Origin of the sequence: Streptococcus sp. E17BB (genome assembly GCF_041807725.1) — a bacterium.
Classification (GTDB): Bacteria; Bacillota; Bacilli; order Lactobacillales; family Streptococcaceae; genus Streptococcus; species Streptococcus entericus.
This window is the reverse complement of the sequence record NZ_JBGTZC010000009.1, coordinates 38,848-60,905: the sequence shown is the minus strand read 5'-3', so window position 1 is coordinate 60,905 and position 22,058 is coordinate 38,848. Positions and strand designations below refer to the sequence as shown.

At 45.2% G+C, this 22,058-nt stretch carries 23 protein-coding genes, 1 pseudogene and 1 CRISPR repeat array; of the genes and pseudogenes, 20 read left to right on the top strand and 4 right to left on the bottom strand.

The window, feature by feature from the left end; translation table 11 throughout:
* Positions 1–124 precede the first annotated feature (124 nt).
* The 19 genes and pseudogenes from ACERC7_RS03455 to ileS form a co-directional block, all read left to right on the top strand.
* Positions 125–988 (top strand): annotated as a pseudogene (locus ACERC7_RS03455) (tyrosine-type recombinase/integrase); the annotation flags it as partial.
* 95 nt (positions 989–1,083) lie between these two features.
* Positions 1,084–1,320: a DUF2829 domain-containing protein gene (locus ACERC7_RS03450; RefSeq protein WP_373666153.1), complete on the top strand. Its 237-nt coding sequence runs from the start codon at positions 1,084–1,086 to the stop codon at positions 1,318–1,320.
* The gene (locus tag ACERC7_RS03445) at positions 1,313–2,011 is read left to right on the top strand and encodes a 3-oxoacyl-ACP reductase (RefSeq protein WP_373660317.1); all 699 of its coding nucleotides are present in this window, start codon (positions 1,313–1,315) and stop codon (positions 2,009–2,011) included. The genes ACERC7_RS03450 and ACERC7_RS03445 overlap by 8 nt, the downstream gene beginning before the upstream one ends.
* Positions 2,012–2,142: 131 nt before the next feature.
* Positions 2,143–2,640: a CRISPR direct-repeat array (repeat unit 36 nt; unit sequence GTTTTAGAGCTGTGCTGTTTCGAATGGCTCCAAAAC).
* 139 nt (positions 2,641–2,779) lie between these two features.
* The gene (locus ACERC7_RS03440) at positions 2,780–2,992 is read left to right on the top strand and encodes a DUF3977 family protein (RefSeq protein ID WP_373666152.1); all 213 of its coding nucleotides are present in this window, start codon (positions 2,780–2,782) and stop codon (positions 2,990–2,992) included.
* 91 nt (positions 2,993–3,083) lie between these two features.
* Positions 3,084–3,800 (top strand): CPBP family intramembrane glutamic endopeptidase, encoded by a 717-nt coding sequence (locus ACERC7_RS03435; RefSeq protein WP_373658773.1) that lies wholly within the window; start codon positions 3,084–3,086, stop codon positions 3,798–3,800.
* A gap of 23 nt (positions 3,801–3,823) precedes the next feature.
* Positions 3,824–4,789, top strand: coding sequence for a Gfo/Idh/MocA family protein (locus ACERC7_RS03430; RefSeq protein ID WP_373666151.1), 966 nt, complete (start codon positions 3,824–3,826; stop codon positions 4,787–4,789).
* 82 nt (positions 4,790–4,871) lie between these two features.
* Positions 4,872–5,201, top strand: a complete 330-nt coding sequence (locus tag ACERC7_RS03425; RefSeq protein WP_373658770.1) for a hypothetical protein — start codon at positions 4,872–4,874, stop codon at positions 5,199–5,201.
* A gap of 387 nt (positions 5,202–5,588) precedes the next feature.
* Positions 5,589–6,968 (top strand): bifunctional UDP-N-acetylglucosamine diphosphorylase/glucosamine-1-phosphate N-acetyltransferase GlmU, encoded by a 1,380-nt coding sequence (gene glmU / locus ACERC7_RS03420; protein ID WP_373666150.1) that lies wholly within the window; start codon positions 5,589–5,591, stop codon positions 6,966–6,968.
* Positions 6,969–7,000: 32 nt separating this feature from the next.
* Positions 7,001–7,558 carry an NUDIX hydrolase gene (locus ACERC7_RS03415; protein ID WP_373666149.1) on the top strand — a complete coding sequence of 186 codons (558 nt, stop codon included), beginning with the start codon at positions 7,001–7,003 and terminating at the stop codon, positions 7,556–7,558.
* Positions 7,551–7,775 (top strand): cell wall synthase accessory phosphoprotein MacP, encoded by a 225-nt coding sequence (gene macP / locus ACERC7_RS03410; protein WP_018367449.1) that lies wholly within the window; start codon positions 7,551–7,553, stop codon positions 7,773–7,775. The genes ACERC7_RS03415 and macP overlap by 8 nt, the downstream gene beginning before the upstream one ends.
* Before the next feature lie 9 nt (positions 7,776–7,784).
* Positions 7,785–8,474 carry a 5'-methylthioadenosine/adenosylhomocysteine nucleosidase gene (locus ACERC7_RS03405; protein ID WP_373658767.1) on the top strand — a complete coding sequence of 230 codons (690 nt, stop codon included), beginning with the start codon at positions 7,785–7,787 and terminating at the stop codon, positions 8,472–8,474.
* Between the two features lie 146 nt (positions 8,475–8,620).
* The gene (gene ftsA, locus ACERC7_RS03400; RefSeq protein WP_373658766.1) at positions 8,621–9,994 is read left to right on the top strand and encodes a cell division protein FtsA; all 1,374 of its coding nucleotides are present in this window, start codon (positions 8,621–8,623) and stop codon (positions 9,992–9,994) included.
* A 21-nt stretch (positions 9,995–10,015) separates the two neighbouring features.
* Positions 10,016–11,320, top strand: a complete 1,305-nt coding sequence (ftsZ, locus tag ACERC7_RS03395) for a cell division protein FtsZ (protein ID WP_373666148.1) — start codon at positions 10,016–10,018, stop codon at positions 11,318–11,320.
* Positions 11,321–11,322: 2 nt separating this feature from the next.
* Entirely contained in the window at positions 11,323–11,988 is a 666-nt protein-coding gene (locus ACERC7_RS03390; RefSeq protein ID WP_373666147.1) for a YggS family pyridoxal phosphate-dependent enzyme, read from the top strand.
* Positions 11,989–11,999: 11 nt separating this feature from the next.
* Positions 12,000–12,650 (top strand): cell division protein SepF, encoded by a 651-nt coding sequence (locus ACERC7_RS03385; RefSeq protein WP_373666146.1) that lies wholly within the window; start codon positions 12,000–12,002, stop codon positions 12,648–12,650.
* A 2-nt stretch (positions 12,651–12,652) separates the two neighbouring features.
* Entirely contained in the window at positions 12,653–12,907 is a 255-nt protein-coding gene (locus ACERC7_RS03380; RefSeq protein ID WP_018367443.1) for a YggT family protein, read from the top strand.
* The gene (locus tag ACERC7_RS03375) at positions 12,908–13,693 is read left to right on the top strand and encodes an RNA-binding protein (protein ID WP_373666145.1); all 786 of its coding nucleotides are present in this window, start codon (positions 12,908–12,910) and stop codon (positions 13,691–13,693) included.
* Positions 13,694–13,703: 10 nt separating this feature from the next.
* Positions 13,704–14,438 (top strand): DivIVA domain-containing protein, encoded by a 735-nt coding sequence (locus ACERC7_RS03370; protein WP_373666144.1) that lies wholly within the window; start codon positions 13,704–13,706, stop codon positions 14,436–14,438.
* Positions 14,439–14,892: 454 nt separating this feature from the next.
* Complete coding sequence (gene ileS / locus ACERC7_RS03365) at positions 14,893–17,655, top strand: isoleucine--tRNA ligase (RefSeq protein WP_373666143.1); 2,763 nt, start codon at positions 14,893–14,895, stop codon at positions 17,653–17,655.
* 102 nt (positions 17,656–17,757) lie between these two features.
* Here the strand turns inward: ileS and ACERC7_RS03360 are convergent, their stop codons facing one another.
* From ACERC7_RS03360 to ACERC7_RS03350, 3 genes are read right to left on the bottom strand one after another with little or no spacing between them, the layout of a single operon-like run.
* Complete coding sequence (locus ACERC7_RS03360; RefSeq protein WP_373666142.1) at positions 17,758–18,135, bottom strand: glyoxalase; 378 nt, start codon at positions 18,133–18,135, stop codon at positions 17,758–17,760.
* A 15-nt stretch (positions 18,136–18,150) separates the two neighbouring features.
* Positions 18,151–18,966, bottom strand: a complete 816-nt coding sequence (locus tag ACERC7_RS03355; protein WP_373666141.1) for a TIGR03943 family protein — start codon at positions 18,964–18,966, stop codon at positions 18,151–18,153.
* On the bottom strand, positions 18,963–19,868 hold the full coding sequence (locus tag ACERC7_RS03350; protein ID WP_373666140.1) for a permease: 906 nt from the start codon (positions 19,866–19,868) through the stop codon (positions 18,963–18,965). The genes ACERC7_RS03355 and ACERC7_RS03350 overlap by 4 nt, the downstream gene beginning before the upstream one ends.
* 510 nt (positions 19,869–20,378) lie before the next feature.
* Between ACERC7_RS03350 and ACERC7_RS03345 the strand changes: the two genes are divergently transcribed.
* Positions 20,379–21,866 carry an ATP-binding cassette domain-containing protein gene (locus ACERC7_RS03345; protein ID WP_373658757.1) on the top strand — a complete coding sequence of 496 codons (1,488 nt, stop codon included), beginning with the start codon at positions 20,379–20,381 and terminating at the stop codon, positions 21,864–21,866.
* A 26-nt stretch (positions 21,867–21,892) separates the two neighbouring features.
* On the opposite strand, the gene ACERC7_RS03340 is transcribed toward ACERC7_RS03345, so the two are convergent.
* The gene (locus ACERC7_RS03340) at positions 21,893–22,051 is read right to left on the bottom strand and encodes a hypothetical protein (RefSeq protein WP_373658756.1); all 159 of its coding nucleotides are present in this window, start codon (positions 22,049–22,051) and stop codon (positions 21,893–21,895) included.
* Positions 22,052–22,058: the final 7 nt, after the last annotated feature.

The window sequence follows — 22,058 nt, the reverse complement described above, 5'->3', positions numbered from 1 at the left end:
ATGTCCACTGGTGGAACCATCATCGCATTCACGGTAGTCTCGATTACCAAACACCTATGGTTAAGCGAGTTATCGCTTAACAAAAACACTTTATAAAAATTGTACAGAAAAGGGGTGACTTTTCAGAATGCTCTATAATCACTTAATACCAGTCTTTGGCGCTTTGAAATTAAATAAGCTATCTGTTAGCTATATTCAAGGTTTTATTAATGATTTATCTAGAGAGTTGGTACATTATGGCGTTGTCCACTCTATCAATAGGCGTGTCTTACAATATGGGGTATCTCTCCAGTTATTGCCATTCAATCCTGCGCGTGATGTTATATTGCCTAAAGTACCAAAAAGGGAAAATAAGGCTATTAAGTTCATAGCTCCAGAAGATTTAAAAGCGTTAATGACTTACATGGAAAAGCTAGCCAATAAGAAATTTAGCCATTTCTTTGATTATGTCTTATACAGCGTTTTACTTGCTACTGGTTGCCGTTTTGGGGAAGTAGTAGCCATAGAATGGTCTGATATTGACCTAGATAACGGTACTATTAGCATAACCAAGAATTACAGTAGGTTATTAAAGTTAATTGGTACGCCAAAAAGTAAAGCAGGGGTAAGGGTCATAAGCATAGACAAGAAAACAATCAATCTGCTACGCCTTTACAAGAATAGGCAACGACAATTATTTATAGAGACTGGGGCGCGTGTTTCTGCTGTGGTGCTTGCGACCGCTACGAAAGAATACCAAAACATGGCGACTAGACAGGACAGTCTGGACAGGCGGTGTGCTGAAATTGCTATCCCTAGATTTACCTTTCACGCTTTCCGACACACTCACGCTAGTTTATTGCTCAATGCTGGTATCAGCTATAAAGAATTACAATATCGTCTAGGTCATGCTACTTTAGCTATGACTATGGATATTTACGGACACCTATCAAAAGACAAAGAAAAAGAGGTTGTTTCCTATTACGAAAAAGCCATAAATTCTTTATAAGTCCACAAAAAGGTGAACAAATTTATATTTTAGAACTCATAGGCTAATTGAAAAGCCTATTAAATCAACGATTACAGACGATAAAGGAGACAATCATGACATTTGAAGAGATTTTACCGGGGCTAAAGGCCAAGAAGAAATACGTTCGTACAGGCTGGGGTGGGGCTGAAAATTATGTCCAGCTCTTTGACACCATTGAGGTCAATGGGCAAAAGCTGGAAGCAACGCCCTACTTTCTCGTCCATGTGACGGGTGAGGGAGAGGGCTTCTCCATGTGGAGCCCGACGCCGTGCGATGTGCTGGCGACAGATTGGGTGGAAGTCCATGACTAAAACAGTCCTCGTAACAGGTGTCTCCTCAGGCATCGGTCTGGCTCAAGCTCAGCTATTTTTAGAAAATGGCTGGACAGTTTATGGGGTGGACTGTGTTCTTGCTCCTGACTTGCAGGGAGACTTTCATTTTTTGCGGCTGGATCTGACAGGTGATGTGGCAGGAGTTGTGGATTTTTGTCCCTGTCCAGATGTGTTGTGCCTGACAGCGGGGGTCTTAGACGATTATAAGCCTCATCTGGAGACGACGGAGGCGGACATGGCGCGGATTTTTGCGACCAATGTTTTCAGTGTGACACGGTTGGTCAGTCTCTATCTGCCTCAGATGGTGGCGAGTCAGTCAGGGATCATCATCACCATGTGTTCCATTGCGAGTTTTCTAGCAGGGGGGGGTGGTTCTGCTTACACGGCTAGCAAACACGCCCTTGCAGGCTTTACCAAACAGCTGGCTCTTGACTACGCTCGGGATGGGGTTCAGGTCTTTGGCATTGCCCCAGGAGCGGTGCAGACAGCCATGACGCAGGCAGACTTTGAACCGGGAGGTCTAGCTAGCTGGGTCGCAGATCAAACCCCTATCGGTCGCTATACCCAGCCTCTGGAAATCGCAGAGCTGACCCTCTTTCTCGCCTCTGGCAAAGCCCAATCCATGCAGGGAGAGATTATACGCATTGACGGCGGCTGGGGGTTGAAATAATGCTAAGGATTGCTTTTTAATTACAGAAAATATGGTATAATAGTATTTATAAAGGAGCCGGACGAAACTGAAGTCTGGCTGAGACGAGCAGTGCGATGACGAAATCTTGAAGGAAAAAGATTGTCTACGAGGTTTTAGAGCTGTGCTGTTTCGAATGGCTCCAAAACAGGTCCTCAGGGACTATTCCGGCAAGTTCTGTTTTAGAGCTGTGCTGTTTCGAATGGCTCCAAAACGTTTGCTTAACTGTCAAGAATGGTATATAAGTTTTAGAGCTGTGCTGTTTCGAATGGCTCCAAAACAAGGTTACTATAAATCTTTCTCGTTTACCGGTTTTAGAGCTGTGCTGTTTCGAATGGCTCCAAAACATTTGCATAAATCATGTTCTCAAATAAAGTGTTTTAGAGCTGTGCTGTTTCGAATGGCTCCAAAACCGCACCATCTGGGCATTGTCATCATAGATAGTTTTAGAGCTGTGCTGTTTCGAATGGCTCCAAAACTGTCGAAAGGCTGGCATACTGACAACGAAAGTTTTAGAGCTGTGCTGTTTCGAATGGCTCCAAAACTTCTTTCTGACTATCTGAACTGTGTTACCTGTTTTAGAGCTGTGCTGTTTCGAATGGCTGTACATTAATGCTAGCGAGTTTTTGTCTCTCCATAGTCTGAAGAGGCAAGGTTAGAGTGAGTTGGGCTATGAAGTGTTCGATTTGCTGGGAATTGGGGATTGAAATGACAAAATATCTTGAAATTGGCTTTGGCAACCGTTGATTCATGAGGACAGAATTTGAGGCAAGCGATGGTACAGAGTACGAGGTAAAAGGCTGGGTCAGACCCATAGCACCTCAGTCTATTTACCTTCGTTTTTGGATTGGCTCCCGTGTCTTTATTTGGGATAGTAAAGATGGGATAAAATGCGGTCTAAAGTCGCGTAACTCTCTAAAGTTCATCTTAGGTCTTCGCTCCAAGGCCACTACCCAACCTTAAAGAAACCTTATCAGAGTTTTTTGATGGGTAGACTTTTTGCTTTATTTTTGATAGATTAGTATTAGAAAAATAAAACAAAAAGGAGACGCTGATGTCTGATAAAAAAAGTGTATATAGCTTAGCAACAGCTTATGTTGCTGTCATGTTATTGAGTTTTATCTACAATCTCCACATCAAAAGAATTTCCTATCAGGATAGTGGGTTTATTGTAGCTGAGATTCCGTTCTTGCTAGTATTGGTTGCTATGACGAGTTGGTATGTTTGGAAGCATCACGAAAGATTGACTTTGCCGAACGACATCTCTCCTCAGCGCCATTATTTTTTGAGTGGTTTTTTACCGCTAGTGGTGACCTTGATTCTTGTGTGGCTGGGGCAATCTCAATTTAACGTCGCTGTTTTATTGCCTCTTGTTGGAACGTTATTAGTTGGTTTCGGCGAGGAATTTCTCTTCAGAAGAGTGCTTTTGCCTTATTTTCTAAAACAGTTTCCGACTCGAAAAGCTATTATTTATTCGGCACTAGCATTTGGTGCCTTCCATGCCATCAACATTTTTGCCGGTAGCGATATTAAGGCAGTCGTTGCCCAAGTCATTATGACGACTGTACTTGGATTTTACTATGCCCACCTCTACTTGTTTACGCAAAAAATTGCTTGGTGTGCAGTGGATCATGGGCTATGGGACTATATTGTTTTTAACAAAACAGCAGCTTCAACGCCCCTGTTCATGTGGCTGTTGATTGCACAATTGCTACTTCGCATTGTGCTGACCATCATCATGGCACGACGAGTGGCAAAAATCACTAAATGATAACAAATTAAAGAGGAGAAATGATGAAACTAGGATTACTCGGCACAGGCATGATTGTTAAGGAGGTCTTACCTGTTTTAACGACGATTGAGGGCATTGAGCTTGGGGGGATTTTGTCCACGCCACGCAGTTTGGCGACTGCTCAGGAGCTGGCTGGCCAGTATGGGATACCGCTTGCGACCAGCGACTACCAAGACCTCCTGACCAGCTCTGCCATTGACACCATCTACATCGGCACGCCCAATAACACCCACTACGACTATGCCCGTCAGGCACTTCTGGCAGGCAAGCACGTCATCTGCGAGAAGCCTTTTACCCTGCGTGCGCACGAGTTGGAGGATTTGGTGGCCATAGCTGAGCAGCGCAAGCTCTTTTTGCTAGAAGCCATTACCAACCAGTATCTGGGGAATTTCCAGTACATGAAAGAGCGGCTTGCCCAGCTGGGGGACATCAAAATCGTGACCTGCAACTACTCTCAGTATAGCTCCCGCTATGATGCCTTTAAGCGAGGGGAAATTGCTCCAGCTTTCAACCCAGAGATGGGTGGCGGGGCTCTTCGTGACTTAAATATCTACAACATTCATCTGGTCGTGGGGCTTTTTGGCAAGCCCCTGTCAGCCACCTATCTGCCAAATATGGAGCGGGGCGTGGACACGTCAGGTATTTTGACCATGAATTACGGGCAGTTCAAGGCAGTCTGTATCGGGTCAAAAGACAGCTCAGCGGTCATCAGCTCCACCATCCAAGGTGATAAGGGATCGCTGATGGTAAATGGGCCAACCAACGCCATGCCATCAGTTACCCTAACCCTCAATGGGCAGGATAGCCAGACCAGTGACCAAAACAGCCCTCATCATCGCATGTATGCCGAGTTTGTGGCTTTTGAAGAGATGATTCGCACAGGGGATACCACTGTAGCTAAGTCTTCCCTCGATCATAGCCGAGCTGTGATGGCAGTCTTGGAGATGGCGACAAGTGCGAACGGTTAGTCATTCTTTACCTCTTTTTGCTTTACCTTTCAATCACAAAGGCGTATGATAAAGCCATCAATTAATGAAAGAGGTGTTTATCATGGTAGATACACAAGTGATTCGAGACGCCTTGCGCCTCTTGGAAGACCTACAAAGTCAGTTTGCAACAACGGCACCAAATTCTTACGATGACCGTCGTATGCGCGAATTGCTGGATGAGGTACTAGCTATTGTTCGAAAAAGCAAAACAGCAGACAATAAGGTTCTGATTGCTCTTGAGCGTTTTCATAAGAGTTTTTCGGTTTCAGTTGGGCTAGGGGCGGCAGAGCTGACTGAACCTGCTAGGCAAGCTTGGCGAGCCTACGATGCCTTTCACATGGATCAGGTACAAGGCAATCTTCACCTTTACGGTATCGGGATTGGTATCTAGCTTAACACTTTCACTATTTTATGGTATAATGCAAGAGGCTGGGGCAAAAGTCCTAGTTTCTGCATTTTTTATTATAACCAACTAAACAAAACGCAGTGGTTGGGAGTAACTCTCACTGGCTTTGCCAGTTTTAGAGTTGCCTGCACAGTTCATTAGGCGCTTTAGCGCCAATGAACCACTGCTAGCGGGCTCTAATACGCTGATTTTATCAGTTTTTACAGCCCTAACGAATGAGGGAAATGTCTTTCCCAAATTTCCAACCTCAAACAGTCGTTTTCCTGACCGTTTGAGCTATGCGGAGGTGGGACGACGAAATCGAATTCTTGCGAACTACCGATTTCTGTTTCACTTTCACTCTCTAATTTTATACAGAATTGAGAAACACACATGTCAAATTACGCTATTATCCTCGCAGCGGGTAAAGGAACCCGCATGAAGTCTGATTTGCCCAAGGTCTTGCACAAGGTGGCAGGGATTTCCATGTTGGAGCATGTTTTTCGTGCGGTATCAGCCATCCAGCCTGCAAAGATTCAGACCATTGTCGGTCACAAGGCAGAGCTGGTCGAAGCAGTCTTGGCTGGGCAGTCTGACTTTGCCCTGCAAAGCGAGCAGTTAGGGACAGGGCATGCGGTCATGATGGCAGATCCTGCCTTGGCAGGACTGGAAGGGCATACCTTGGTCATTGCAGGAGATACCCCCTTGATTACAGGAGAGAGCCTGCAAAATCTCATCAATTTCCACATCAGCCACAAAAACGTCGCAACGATTTTGACTGCTCAAGCGGACAATCCTTTTGGATACGGACGGATTATCCGCAATACCGACGGCGAAGTCCTCAAGATTGTCGAGCAAAAAGACGCCAACGACTTCGAGAAGCAAATCAAGGAAATCAACACAGGAACCTATCTCTTTGACAATAAACGCCTCTTTGAAGCCCTGAAGGAGCTCAATACAGATAACGCTCAAGGCGAGTACTACCTGACCGATGTGATTTCTATCTTCCGTCAGGCAGGTGAGAAGGTCGGCGCTTATGTCTTGCGGGACTTTGATGAGAGCCTAGGGGTCAATGACCGCATTGCTCTGGCGACAGCGGAACAAGTCATGCGCAAACGCATCAACGCCTCCCACATGGTGAATGGCGTAACCTTCACCCAACCTGATGCGACCTATATTGATATTGATGTCACGATTGGAGCAGAAGCGGTTATCGAGGCCAATGTCGTTCTCAAGGGACAGACCACCATCGGTGAGCGGGCAGTATTGACCAATGGCACACGGGTGGTGGACAGCCAGATTGGTGCCGATGTAGTGATTAGCAATTCTGACATTGAGCATGCGGTCATCGCAGATCATGTCACCGTCGGCCCTTATGCCCACATTCGCCCAGATTCTAGCCTTGCGACAGGCGTTCATATCGGCAACTTCGTCGAGGTTAAGGGATCGTCTATCGGAGAAAATAGCAAAGCAGGCCACCTGACCTATATTGGCAATGCAGAGGTTGGGTCAGATGTCAATTTCGGTGCAGGCACTATCACGGTCAACTACGATGGCAAGCATAAATTTAAGACGGTGATTGGCAATAACGTCTTTATCGGCAGCAATTCGACCTTGATTGCTCCCTTGACGATCGAAGACAATGCCCTGACAGCGGCTGGATCCACCATTACCAAGGATGTGGGCACAGACACAGTGGCTATCGGACGGGCTCGTCAGGAAAATAAAGATGGCTACGCCAAACGCCTACCCCATCATCCAACCAGAAAATAAGATCTGCCATTTCTCAACCAAAAGGAGACAGCATGGAATTTGAAGAAAAAACCCTCCATAGGGAGACCATTTTTGAAGGTCATATCTTTACCGTAGCGGTTGATGATGTCGAGCTGCCAAACGGGCTGGGTCAGGCCAAGCGGGAGCTGATTTTCCATAAGGGAGCAGTCTGTGTGCTTGCGGTGACGCCAGAGGAGAAGATTATCCTCGTCAAGCAGTACCGCAAGGCGATAGAGAGCATTAGCTACGAAATCCCAGCAGGTAAGCTGGAAGTCGGTGAGGCGGGTAGTGAAGCAGCGGCGGCCCTGCGCGAGCTGGAAGAAGAGACAGGCTATACCGGTCAGCTGGACTATCTCTATGCTTTTTACTCAGCGATCGGCTTTTGCAATGAAAAGCTGACCCTGTACCTGGCGACGGATTTGGTCAAGGTAGACAATCCCCGTCCAAAAGATGCGGACGAGACCATTGATCTCTTGGAGTTGACCTATGATGAGTGCATGGAGATGGTGCGGTCTGGTCAGATTGTCGATGCCAAGACCATCATTGCTCTTCAGCATTATGCCTTAACACAGGGAGGTCGTCATGGGTAAGCCACTGTTGACCGATGACATGATTGCAGAGGCGCAAAAAGAAGCGAACTGGGACAAGCACACAGAGGTATCAGCCGATCGGGCAACTGGTCAGATTTACAAAAGCCGGCGGATTGAAAACACCAAGCGAGGACTTGTTCGTGCCAAACTCAATCGCCTGCTTGTGGTTGTGATTTTGCTGATACTCGCACTAATTTACGCCATGTTCAAGTTATAGGAGAAAATGATGACCATTGGAATTATTGCAGCCATGCCACAAGAGCTGGCTGAGTTGTTGTTGCATCTGGATAATCGCTTAGACGAGACGGTTCTTGGACGCACCTACCACACAGGTCGCCTCTCTGGTCAATCTGTCGTTCTGGTGCAATCTGGCGTCGGCAAGGTCATGTCAGCCATGTCAGTCGCTGCTTTGGCAGACCATTTTGGGGTGACTGCCGTCATCAATACTGGCTCAGCCGGTGCTGTTGCCCAAGGTCTTGCGGTCGGTGACGTTGTTTTGGCTGACCAGCTGGTCTACCACGATGTCGATTTGACTGCTTTTGGTTATGCCTACGGTCAGATGTCTGGGCAACCCCTTTATTTCGACACGGACGAGCGTTTGCGGTCGGCTTTTTCAGAGGCCATAGCGGAGCAGGATTTGACGAGCAGGGTTGGTCTGATTGCGACAGGAGATAGCTTTATTGCTAGCTCAGCCATCATCCAAGAGATTAAAGCACATTTTCCGCAGGTTTTGGCAGTGGAGATGGAAGGGGCTGCTATCGCCCAGGCAGCTCATAGCCTTGATTTACCAGTGCTTGTGGTGCGTGCCATGAGTGATACAGCAGATCATGAGGCCAATATCAGCTTTGATACCTTTATCATCGAGGCGGGAAAACGTTCTGCCCAGATGGTTTTAGCAGGTCTGGCCAAGCTCTAATATTAAAAATTCATGACAAGGGCTTTTTTTCCGAAAGACTGACACAAAATGATGACATTTTGTGTTTTTTTGTGGTATAATAAGCTAGAATAAGACTATATAAATAAAGTCTTTTATTAAAGTGTTGAAACGGAGAGGTCGAGTTAATGGCTAGAAATGGCTTTTTTACAGGATTAGATATAGGAACCAGCTCGATTAAGGTACTCGTTGCAGAGTTCGTTAATGGTCAGATGAATGTGATTGGGGCTAGTAATGTTCCAAGTGCAGGTGTTAAAGATGGTATCGTGATTGATATTGAAGCAGCAGCAGCAAGCGTGCGTGAGGCGATTGAGCAAGCTGAAGAAAAAGCAGGCGTATCGATTGATAAGGTCAGTGTTGCCCTTCCTGCTCAACAGATTCAGATGGAGCCAACGCAGGGCATGATTCCCATCGCAGGTAGCAGCAAAGAAATCAGAGATGAAGATGTTGAGAATGTTATCAAATCTGCTTTAATGAAAAATGTCGCCCCTGAACGTGAGGTTATCTCATTGATTCCAGAGGAGTTTACGATTGATGGTTTCAAAGGGATTCGTGACCCTCGTGGGATGATGGGAATTCGTCTTGAGATGAGAGGGACACTTTACACAGGACCGTCAACAGTTCTTCATAACCTACGCAAGGCCATCGAACGTGCTGGTCTGAAACTTGAACACACGGTAATTTCTTCTTTAGCCTTGACCGGTGCGATTTTGAACGAAGGCGAACGCGAATTCGGTGCAACTGTTATCGATATGGGGGCTGGACAGACAACCATTTCTGTCATAAAAAATCAACAATTGCAGCATAATGAAGTCTTCCATGAGGGAGGCGACTATGTGACAAAGGATATTTCCAAAGTTCTGAAAACGTCTATTCAGACAGCTGAAACCTTGAAATTTAACTTTGGCAGTGCTGATTTAGAAACGGCTAGTCAAACAGATGTTGTACAGGTTGATGTTGTCGGTTCATCACAACCGCTTGAGGTCACAGAACACTATTTGGCTGAGATTATTGTTGCCCGCATTCGTCATATTTTAGACCGCGTTTATCAGACGCTTAATCAGGCGCGTTTACTTGACATGCCTGGTGGGATAGTTGTGACAGGCGGTGGTGCTATTTTACCAGGTGTGTCTGACTTAGCTCAACAAATTTTCGGTGTTCCTGTGAAGCTTCATATCCCACATCAGGTTGGTGTTCGCAATCCGATATTTTCAACGGTTATCAGCTTGGTTGAGACAGTTGGTCAGATGAGTGATGTTGATATCATTGCTCAGGCGGCCGTATCAGGTGAAGAGTTGCTGAGACGTAAACCAATTGAGGTGACGACTTCACCCTCAACAGTGGAACGTTTAGCAAGCAAAATCTTGCCGATAGAGCCTGCTGTTGCCGAACAAGACAGTGCACAGTCTGACTATTCAGCAACGGAAGAAACGGCGGCACCTAAGAAAAAACTAGGGGACCGTTTCAGAGGACTTTTTGACAATCTCCATCTATTTGATTAAAAGCAGTAAACGAGGTGAATTATGGTATTTTCATTTGATGCGGCATCTGTTCAAGGTGCAGTGATTAAAGTTATCGGTGTTGGTGGTGGCGGTGGCAATGCCATCAACCGTATGATTGATGAAGGTGTAGCAGGCGTGGAGTTTATTGCAGCGAATACTGATATTCAAGCACTCAGCTCGTCTAAGGCTGAAACGGTTATTCAACTTGGGCCAAAATTGACCCGTGGTTTGGGTGCAGGCGGTCAGCCTGAAGTAGGTCGCAAAGCGGCTGAAGAAAGTGAAGAAGTTTTGACAGATGCCCTTGCAGGTGCAGATATGGTCTTTATCACAGCTGGCATGGGCGGTGGCTCAGGTACAGGTGCTGCACCAGTTATCGCACGTATTGCAAAGAGCTTGGGAGCTTTGACTGTTGCGGTTGTGACACGTCCCTTTGGATTTGAGGGCAACAAGCGGAGCACCTTTGCCATTCAAGGGATTGAAGAACTGCGTGAACAAGTTGACACTTTGTTGATTATTTCAAACAATAACTTGCTTGAAATCGTGGACAAGAAGACACCGCTCTTAGAAGCGCTTAGTGAAGCAGACAATGTTCTTCGCCAAGGTGTGCAAGGGATCACTGACCTCATTACCAGTCCAGGCCTCATTAACCTTGACTTTGCCGACGTTAAAACAGTCATGGCAAATAAAGGGAATGCCCTCATGGGTATCGGTATCGGTACTGGGGAAGAGCGCATTGTCGAGGCAGCTCGCAAGGCAATTTACTCTCCGCTTCTTGAGACAACAATTGATGGTTCAGAGGATGTTATCGTCAACGTGACCGGTGGTCTTGACATGACCTTGACAGAAGCAGAAGAAGCTTCTGAAATCGTTGGTCAAGCAGCTGGCAACGGTGTAAACATCTGGTTGGGCACGTCGATTGATGAGAGCATGCGCGATGAAATCCGTGTGACTGTTGTAGCGACAGGTGTTCGCAAAGACAAGGTGAACCAAGTGGCGGGTTTTAATCGTGGACCACGGACATTTGGAGCTCGTCCTGTAGCTCAACAACCAGGTGCCAACTACACAGGTGAACAAGTTAATCGTACAGAACGTTCAACTTTTGATTTGCCTACTAATCGTGAAACAACAGAAACCTTTAGCTCATCAAGACAACAAGGGCAGCACACTCCAGAAGAATCACCTTTTGGTAACTGGGACTTGAAGCGTGACAATATCGCTCGTCCAAAAGAAGGTCAATTGGACAGTCAATTGTCTGTTTCAACTTTTTCAGACCGCTTTGATGGGGATGACGAGCTAGAGACTCCACCATTCTTCAGAAATCGCTAAACATGACACGGCTACAAACGGAACAGGTCAATCGAGCTGTCCGCTCCGCTATGGAGCGAGCTGAACGAGCTGATCACGTCACAGTCGTGGCTGTGAGCAAGTATATGGATGTAGAAACCACACAAGATCTTATCAACACGGGCGTTCGCCATTTGGGTGAAAATCGTGTTGATAAGTTTCTTGATAAATACCAGCAGATACATCATCCAGACCTCACATGGCATTTTATCGGTAGTCTTCAACGTCGTAAAGTTAAAGATGTGATTGATTACATTGATTATTTTCATGCCCTTGATAGCCTAACCTTGGCTCAAGAGATTCAAAAGCGGGCCTCGAAAGTGGTGAAATGCTTTCTTCAGGTTAATATCTCAGGTGAAGAGAGTAAGCACGGTTTTACGCCTCAGGAGGTTTTAGAGTCCTTGCCGACAATCGCAGAGCTGGATAAAATTGAGGTTGTTGGTTTGATGACCATGGCGCCTTTTGAAGCCAGCCCTAACCAACTCCATCAGATTTTTGCAGCGACACGACAGCTGAGAGACCAATTACAAGACAAACAATTAAAGAATATGCCATTGACTGAATTAAGCATGGGAATGAGTGGTGATTTTGCCATCGCTATTCAAGAAGGTGCTAGTTTTGTCCGTATTGGCTCTTTATTCTTTGAGTAAAGGAGAAACCTATGGCATTTCGCGATAGATTTAGCAAAATTATCTCTTATTTTGATACCGATGATGTCAGTGACACTGAAACAGATGTTGATGTAGTGGAACCTGATATTCAACCAAGGCAGGAGGTTAATTTGCCAGAAAAACAAGAAAACGTGAGTTCAAATCGCCCGAAAGCACCAACGACAAAGCCGACTCGTCAGTATCCATCAGCATCAGCAAATTCTCGTTCAGTTGACGATGCTGGACGTGAAGGTAGAGAGCGACTAGTAGGTCCTCGCTTACCAGAGCGACCACAGGCACCTACAAGTAAACCGAGCCAGCCGATTACTCGTCCAAAAGAACAGACGATTAAGCCAGGTCAAACTCAAATCGCTATCAAGCACCCCTTGCGCTATGAAGATGCATCTGCGATTGCAGATGCCTTCACACAGGGGCAATGTCTGCTTGTTGATTTTGAGTATATGCAGGACGATGCGCAAGCGCGTCGTTGTATTGACTTCTTGACAGGTGCTTGTGTCGTTGCTAATGGTACCTTGCAGAGGGTTGGGGCAACCATGTTTTTGCTCACTCCTGAAAATGTTGTTGTTACCATGGAAAATGTTCTATCATCACATCAAGGGATACAAGAAGTTAACTACGATTACGACATGAAGAGGCGATAACGATGGGGCTAGTGATTCGATTTCTACTCTTGACCTTGTCTCTTTACTCTAAATTATTCATTGCGTATGCACTTTTATCATGGCTTCCAAGCTTGTATGACAGCGCAGTGGGACGTTTTGTTCGCTTTCTTGTCGATCCGGTTTTAGCACCGCTTCGTCGGTTCAACTTGCAGTTTGGTGGATTAGACTTTACCGTTTTTCTTGCCCTATTGTTGATTGAGCTTGCCTCTAGTTTCTTATCTTCGTTTTTATATTAAATGGCAAAGCAACTTTATCAACATTTTAATCCTAGCGAATATGAGACTGTCGAGAAGATACTGGACTTAGTCGATCGCTTAGAGACCTATTACTGTCATCAGCTAACGGGGTTTCTTGACCCTAGACAGCAAGAGATTGCTCACAGTATTTTAAGACAAGCTGGGGTCAGGTATTATTCTAGCCAGGACTATTATCCTCTGGAGCAGGCACGCTTTATTTTAGCGCCGGATTATTACCAGTTGGAGTTGACGGATTTTGAGATGGCTCTAGTCGAGATTTCCTATCATGGCAAATTTGCCCAGCTCAGCCATTCCCAAATACTGGGCTCTCTGCTAAACGGTTTAGGATTGAAGCGTCAGGTGATTGGCGACATCATCGTTGCAAAGGGTTATGCTCAAGTTGTCCTAGACCAGCAGATGGCTGATTATGCTGTTCGAGAGATAAGAAAGATGGCAAGAACAGGTGTGCAATTACGCCAAATTGACTTTGAACAGCTGATAAGGTCTGAAGAAAAAACTGCAACAACTCTTTATCTAGTTTCTAGTTTGCGCTTGGATAAACTGGTGGCTCTCTTGACTGGTCAGTCCCGTCAACAAGCGCAGGTGATGATTACCAGTGGTAAAGTTAAGGTTAATCATCGGGAGAGCTTAAAAGTCACGCAAGAGATTGCTATTGGAGATTTATTGAGTATTCGTGGTTCTGGTCGCTATCACTTGACAGAGCATATTGGTATCAGCAAAAGTGGTAAACATAAAGTCATGATTGCCAAAATAGTAAACAGTTAAGGAGGGACATGTGTTAACAGCACTTGATATTAAAGATAAAACATTTCGAAATGAATTTCGCGGTTATCATCGAGATGAGGTCAATGAATTTTTAGACATTGTCATCGATGATTATGAAACCCTAGTTCGCCTTAATCGGGAGCAGGAACAGCGTATCCGTGATTTGGAAGAAAAATTAGCCTACTTTGGGGATATGAAAGAATCTCTGACCCAGTCGGTTATACTGGCCCAAGAAACATCTGAAAAGGTAAAATTGTCTGCGCGTACAGAAGCGGATAACATCCTGAACAAAGCTACTCATGATGCCAAGCAGCTGATTGAAGAAGCTAAAGTAAAAGCGAACCAACTGCTTAGAGATGCTTCAGATGACGCCAAGCGAGTGGCTGTTGAGACAGAAGATCTAAAACGCCAGACGCGCATTTTCCATCAACGTCTACAAGCTACAGTAGAAGCACAGCTGGGACTGGTCAATGCTCCTGAGTGGCAGGAGCTGTTGCAACCGACAGTGGTTTATCTGCAAAACTCTGATGCAGCCTTCAAGGAAGTGGTAGAAAAAGTACTTGGTGAGCATATCCCTGAAATAGATGACACTGCCTCCATTGATGCGACACGCCAGTTTTCTCCAGAAGAAATGGCAGAGCTACAGCGCCGTATTGCAGAAGCTAACGCTCAGTTAGAACAGCAAGGACCAGTTCCTGATGGAACTGTCTCTGGTGACACTCAAACCTTCAAACTGAATATTTAAGCGACATAAAAACACGAACCAATCATGATATGCCAAGCGAGCAGGGGACGGTGCGAGCCCTGCCATCACTGATGATTGGTTCATCATTTTATAGCATTTTGACTGAATGTGAGTAGGTCAGAAGGTTTGGCTAACCTTACTAGCTACATAAGGGATAGAGTCTTTTGACCTGTCTGAAAAAAGGTGGTACCACGAGCTTTCGTCCTTTGAGATGAGGGCTTTTTTTCTTTTTGATAGTTTCTAAAGTAGTCCGAGATGGTAAGTAAACTAGTCTGGAAGTCTGTTTCTGAGAATGCTAAATTTCAGACTTCATTCGTGAGTTAAGAAGTATTGAGAGGCTTGCCTACCAAGGCTAAACCACTGATATAGCTGACCACAACCAAACTATCTCCTAGTCGGATTGCCCTTTAGGGCTCATCGACAATCGTGTAAAGCAACAGAAAGTGAGAACATTATGAAATTAAAAGAAACCCTTAACCTCGGTCAAACAGCCTTTCCTATGCGGGCTGGGTTGCCGACAAAAGAGCCTGAATGGCAAAAAGCTTGGGAAGAAGCCAAGATCTACCAACGCCGTCAGGAGTTAAATGCAGGAAAACCTGCCTTCCATCTCCATGATGGTCCTCCCTATGCTAACGGGAATATCCACGTTGGCCATGCTCTCAATAAGATTTCCAAGGACATCATCGTTCGTAGCAAGTCCATGTCAGGTTTTTCTGCTCCGTATGTTCCAGGTTGGGACACGCATGGTCTGCCGATTGAGCAGGTCTTGTCCAAACAAGGCGTTAAACGCAAGGAGTCAGATCTTGCTACTTATCTCGAAATGTGTCGTGACTATGCCCTGTCGCAGGTGGACAAACAACGAGAGGATTTCAAGCGTCTGGGCGTATCTGCAGACTGGGACAATCCTTATATCACTTTGACACCAGACTTTGAAGCCACTCAGCTCCGTGTCTTTGGTGCGATGGCGGACAAGGGCTATATTTACCGTGGTGCTAAGCCTGTCTACTGGTCATGGTCATCTGAGTCTGCTCTGGCAGAGGCAGAGATTGAATACCACGACCTCGACTCGACCTCGCTCTATTATGCCAATAAGGTCAAGGACGGCAAAGGCGTGCTGGATACAGATACCTACATCGTGGTCTGGACAACGACCCCATTTACCATCACAGCCTCTCGTGGCTTGACTGTCGGACCGGACATGGACTATGTGGTGGTACAGCCAGAAGCTTCTTCTAAAAAGTACCTCCTTGCTGAAGCCTTGGTTGACAAACTGGCAGACAAGTTTGGCTGGGACAGCTTTGCTATTATACAACAGCATAAGGGAGCAGAGCTGGAGTATATCGTGACCGAGCACCCGTGGGATGCCCAAGTGGATGAGCTGGTGATTCTGGGTGACCATGTGACGACCGAGTCTGGTACAGGTGTCGTCCATACGGCACCGAGCTTTGGTGAGGATGACTACAATGTCGGTGTCAAGTACGGTCTTGAGGTCTATGTGACGGTTGACGAGCGTGGGCTGATGAATGAGCTGGCGGGTCCTGATTTTGAGGGGCAGTTTTATGACAAGGTCGTGCCGGCGGTTGTGGAGAAGTTGGGTGATTTGCTTCTTGCCAAGGAAGTCATCAACCACTCTTACCCATTTGACTGGCGGACCAAGAAGCCGATTATCTGGCGGGCAGTACCGCAGTGGTTTGCTTCTGTGTCTAAATTCCGTCAGGACATCCTGGATAATATCGAGAAAACGACCTTCAACCCAAGTTGGGGTAAAACCCGCCTTTACAACATGATCCGTGACCGTGGGGATTGGGTGATCTCCCGTCAACGAGCTTGGGGTGTCCCGCTACCGATTTTCTACGCCGAAGATGGCTCACCAATCCTGAGCAAGGAAGTCACTGACCACGTGGCAGACCTCTTTGAAAAAGAAGGTTCGATTATCTGGTGGAAGCGTGATGCCAAAGACCTCCTGCCAGCAGGCTTTAGCCACCCAGGCTCACCAAACGGGGAGTTTACCAAGGAAACCGACATCATGGACGTCTGGTTTGACTCTGGTAGCTCTTGGAATGGGGTGATGAATGCCCGTGACAACCTTGCCTATCCAGCGGATCTTTACCTTGAAGGCTCAGACCAGTACCGTGGTTGGTTCAACTCGTCTCTAATCACTTCTGTCGCTGTCAATGGGCATGCGCCGTACAAGAGCATTCTCTCTCAAGGTTTTGTCCTTGATGGTAAGGGCGAGAAAATGTCCAAGTCCAAGGGCAATATTATCTCGCCAAACGATGTCGCTAAGCAATACGGGGCTGAGATTCTCCGCCTCTGGGTGACTTCGGTTGATACCTCAAACGACGTGCGGGTATCGATGGACATCCTCGGTCAGGTGTCTGAAACCTACCGTAAAATCCGCAATACCTTGCGTTTCCTACTGGCTAATACCAGCGATTTCAATCCTGCGACAGATACAGTCGCCTTTGATGACCTTCGTAGCGTTGACCAGTACATGACCGTAGCCTTTAATGCGCTTGTGGCAACTGTCCGTGCGGCCTATGACAGCTATGATTTTATGACCATCTATAAGAGCGTGGTCAACTTCATCACGGTTGAATTGTCCGCTTTCTATCTGGATTTTGCCAAGGATGTGGTCTATATCGAAGCGGAAAATAGCACAGCGCGTCGCCAGATGCAGACAGTCTTCTACGATATCTTGGTGAAGCTGACCCAGCTCTTGACCCCAATTTTACCGCACACCGCAGAGGAAATCTGGTCTTATCTGGAGCACGAGACCGCAGACTTTGTTCAGCTGACCGACCTGCCAGAGGCGGTTGAATATGACAATAGCGCCGCTATTTTAGCAGCGTGGACCGACTTTATGGACTTCCGCACCAGAGCCCAAAAAGCCTTGGAAGAAGCCCGCAATGAGAAAATCATCGGTAAATCGCTAGAAGCCCACCTTACGGCTCAAGTGACAGCCAGTGAAAAAGCAGCGCTGGAAGCCCTCAACTGTGATCTAGCCCAGCTTCTTATCGTCTCCAAGCTAACCCTTGTAGAAGCTACTGAAAACAACTTTAGTGTCGAGCGTGCTGCAGGTGAGGTCTGTCAGCGTTGCCGCCGCATTGATGAAACGACCAAAGAGCGTGCCTACGGTGCCACCATCTGTGACCACTGTGCCGCTATCATCGAAGCTGAATTTCCAGAAGCAGTCGCAGAAGGATTTGAAGGGTAAAATAAATAAAAATCAGAGAAATATTATTTCCCTGATTTTTGATATTAGATAGTAACTTTTTACAACACAATAGTTGCCTTGTTTATTGGTAAATAGAAAAATTTAATAGCTTTCTTCTTCGCGAACAGTATAAAATTGCCTGTTTGGTGACTCGAAACTAAAGTTTTTATAAGGTAGTTCGTTTAAGTCACTCACCGCTGGACTGACCGTTTTGACAAGTTGGTAAACCATCTCGATGTTATGAGTGAAAAAGAGCAAATTAGGCTGATTACCAAGCAACTCTGGCGAATACTGTTCAATGAAAGCTGTAGAATAGACCACAAAACTAGTTTGGCTATCCGGTGAGATTTTCATTTCAAATGTCGGAAACTCTAAGATGATATCTTCTTTGACAATGATAAATCCCATCTTACTCCAAAAATTTTTTTCGGCTTCAACATCTGCTACATAAATCATGGTTTTGTATGGATTATTAAACATCATTTCTCCTTTAATCTAGTAAAACTGTCGGTAAACATAAGGATTTTCTGGTGGTGATATGGCAGAGCTTTCTGTGATATCTAAGGCGGGCAGGTAAAAATCTAAGCTTTGATTGTAAGCTTTAGTTAGCTGACCACTCACTTGTATCCAAGTATTATCATCATAACTCATTTCATTGCCTTTTGTCAAGAGACCATAAACACCCGAATCAGCGATGCAGTGAATAATGCCAAACCGAAAGAGATACTGCTGCCCTTCGGCTTCGGGGTCCTTGTAGACAAAACCTGAGTAACTGATTGTTTTCCCCATAAAGTGATCTGGGAAAAGGTAAATTAGCTCCATGACTTCCATGTAATTGTCATTGGTAATCGTAATATGGTTTCTCTGCTGGTAGCGCGAGAGGCTCTTTGCCATCTGGAGCTCGTAATTCTTTTTTGTAAAAAATAAGCTAGTATCTGGCTTTAAATACTGAATATCTGTACCATCAGCGCTTTGCAATTGGCTATCCGCATCAACTTCTGCCGCCAAGGGGAACTGATAGCCTTTGCTAGCGACGGTAGTGGCATCAAGAGTGACTGTTGGAATGAAAAAACCAATAAGTAAAGGAATAGCTAAAGTCAGCAGACTTCCCCAGCCCAGCTGTTTATGCTGATGCTTATCTAACTGTTTAACCCATATTATGAGTTGCACCACAGCTAAAATGAAGGAAATTCCCATTGACAAAAAGGCGAGATAAGTGTAGCGGGTATTGATGTATTGATCCAGTTTACCAGTCCAGTAAAGGTACATCCCCAACTCACAGTAACCTGCTAGAATAATAAAACGTTTCATCCAATGACCTCCAAGATAAGACAGTAGATTAAGACAACTCCCCCAGCAACACCGATAAATTGCCCAATGAAGCGCTTTTTGAAGACCCGAAACATGAGTAAGAGATTTTTTATATCGATGATTGGTCCAAAAAGTAAAAATGCAATAACAGGAGGAAGTCCAAAATTTGACATCAAGGAAGCCCCAATAAAGGCATCTGCTTCTGAACAGAGCGACATGACAAAAGCTAGCAGCATCATCAAGAGAATCGCTATCAGCGGATGATTATCAATAGCAAAGAATAACCGAGTAGGGATATAGATTTGCATGCTTGCGGCCAATAAGGCTCCAAAAACCAAGTAACGACCGACATCGAAAATCTCGTCAATAGCATGTGCCAGTGCGGCAAATACTTTTTGTGCGACACTTAGCTGACTATAGTGGTGTAGGTGGGGGATTTCTGCTTGCTTGTCTAGAATATCAGGTTCAAGAACAAAGCCAAGTAAAAGCCCCAAAACAATAGCAACCAGACTTGAGCCCAAGAAACGCAAGAACATAATCCTAAAAGAATGCCCGAAAGCCGAGTACGTTGCAAATAAGACGATGGGGTTAATAACAGGAGCTGTCGTCATAAAGGGAATAGCAGTGTAACTAGGGACCTTTTTTTTGAGAAAACGACCAACAATCGGCACAATACCACACTCACACGATGGAAAAACAAAACCGATAAAGGTACCAAAGATAATGCTAAGCACTTTGTTTTTTGGCAACCAAGATTGAAGACGGTCAGGGGTGACAAAGACATCGATAAAACCAGACAAAATAGCGCCTAAAAAGACAAATGGCAGTGCTTCAATAATGATTGATAAAAAAATGGCAAATAATTGTAAGACTGAATGGGGAAGTTGAGAAAAAATGGTCATAAAATGGACATCTCCTAGCCTCCTTATAATGATTAAACCTATTATACACTAAAAAAGGCTTGTTTAGCTAATAAAAGTTAAACTACTGAGAGAACACAGGGTCGAAAAGAACTATTAAAACGGATGAATGGACAGGTATCATGAATGCTGTTTTTTCTGCTTGAGTCAAAAAGAAGAGTATGCTATGTGAGGAATATTGCTTATTAGGACAGCTAACCTGATGGCAAGCGACAGTCAACGATTCAGCTTGTGGTAAAATAGGGGAGATTATTTTCAAGACAGGATTTTGTTTGACAGGACTTATTTAATCTGCTAGACTATTGTTAATACTAGACGGAGGTAAGAGGACGTGAACAAGTAAGTCTACTGATAAGTGTTATCTGGTAGGTTTTCCTAGTTTGACCAGGCTTGTTTGTGCGTCCATAGAGTGCCTCTTTTGGCATGATTTTTGACGTATTCCCTACTGGATAAGTAGGGAATTTTATGTTGAGACACACCAAAGGAGGAACGATGTTACAACTGAAAGATGTTACTATTACCCATAAAAAAGATTTACAAGTTATTGTTGAAAACCTATCCTTAGTTGTCAATCCTGGTGACAAACTAGCTATTATCGGTGAGGAGGGGACGGGTAAATCAACCTTAATTCAAGCAATACTTGCCTCTCATCTCACTGAGTCTTATGCTGATGTGACAGGGCATATCAGCAGTCACTTTAACCGTATCGGCTATCTTCCGCAGAGGTTGCCTGAACAGTTGCTAAACCAGACAGTGACAGATTTTATTTATGCCGATATGGCTATTGAACAATTTGATTTTGCTCTTTTTTGGAAGTATGTGGAACGTTTTGATTTACCGATAGAGCGTTTCGAGGAAAAGCAGGAGAGCCTGTCTAGCTTATCTGGCGGTGAAAAAATCAAGTTACAACTTCTCAAGATATTAGTTGGGAATCCTGATCTGTTGGTGCTTGATGAACCAAGTGGAGACTTGGACTTGGCAACCTTGATTTGGTTAGAAGATTTTATTCGACAAACAGATAAGACAGTTATCTTTATCTCTCATGATGAAGAATTATTAGCCAGAGCAGCCAGTCACATTCTTCATTTAGAATTAGTAAAAAAACGCCGTGAGGCTCGCTGGACACTTTATAAGGGGACCTATGATAACTATAAAAAAGAGCGTAGCGAAGCCCTGACAAAACAGCTTCAGGTTGCCACCAAACAGCGAGATGAGTCTGCCAAACGCCTCATGAAAAACCAACAACTGCAACAACGTGTTGAGCATCAGCTGCGTCAGACTAAAAATGATGTCGCTGGGCGTCTTTTAGCTAAGAAGATGAAGTCGTTGAAATCTCAGGCGAAGCGATTTGACCGAGAAAGTCAAGAATTTATAGATTTTCCTGAGGACACGGATAGCATTAACCTTTTCTTTTCTGACGTTACCCCTCTTCCAAAACAAAAAAAACTCTTGTTCTGGGAACACAAGCCTTTATTGACAGGGCAATGCCTTAGTTTGAGCTTACGAGGGCAGGATAGGCTTGCTATTATCGGAAAAAATGGTGTCGGTAAGACAAGATTACTGATGACTATTAGAGATGAACTGATTGAGCGAGAACATCTTTCAGTGGGCTATATGCCGCAGGACTACCATCAAATCTTGCCAGAACAGACGTCCGCTTTAGAGGTATTGACAGAGCGAGTGAGCGAAGAAGCGGCTAGAAGCCTGCTGGCTAGCCTCCAGTTCACGAGACAGGAAATTCAGCATGCTGTCGGTGAGCTTTCGGGCGGACAAAAGGCCAAACTTTGTCTTGCAAAAATGGTCTTAGAGAAAAACCAGATTATTTTGCTAGATGAACCGACTCGGCATTTGTCTCCGACATCTCAAGAAGAGTTTAGAAGACTCATACAAGCTTATCCGGGTGCCATTATTGTCGTGACGCACGATAGAGCTTTGCTAAACGCTCTGGACTGGCAACTATTAGATTTGGAACATCATTAAAACGGTTGGGAAGTCCAACCGTTTGCTTAGGTATTATCTTGTTTCAATCGCTCGCGCTCCAAACGCAGTTTACGGTTGGGGTTGAGCGTGTTGAACAGCTCCTCTAATTTTTCAGCTGTCCAAACATCAGCAGCTGACACAAAATTACCATTCTTGTCCTTAAAAGATATCGGTTTATCGCCCATGCTTGAC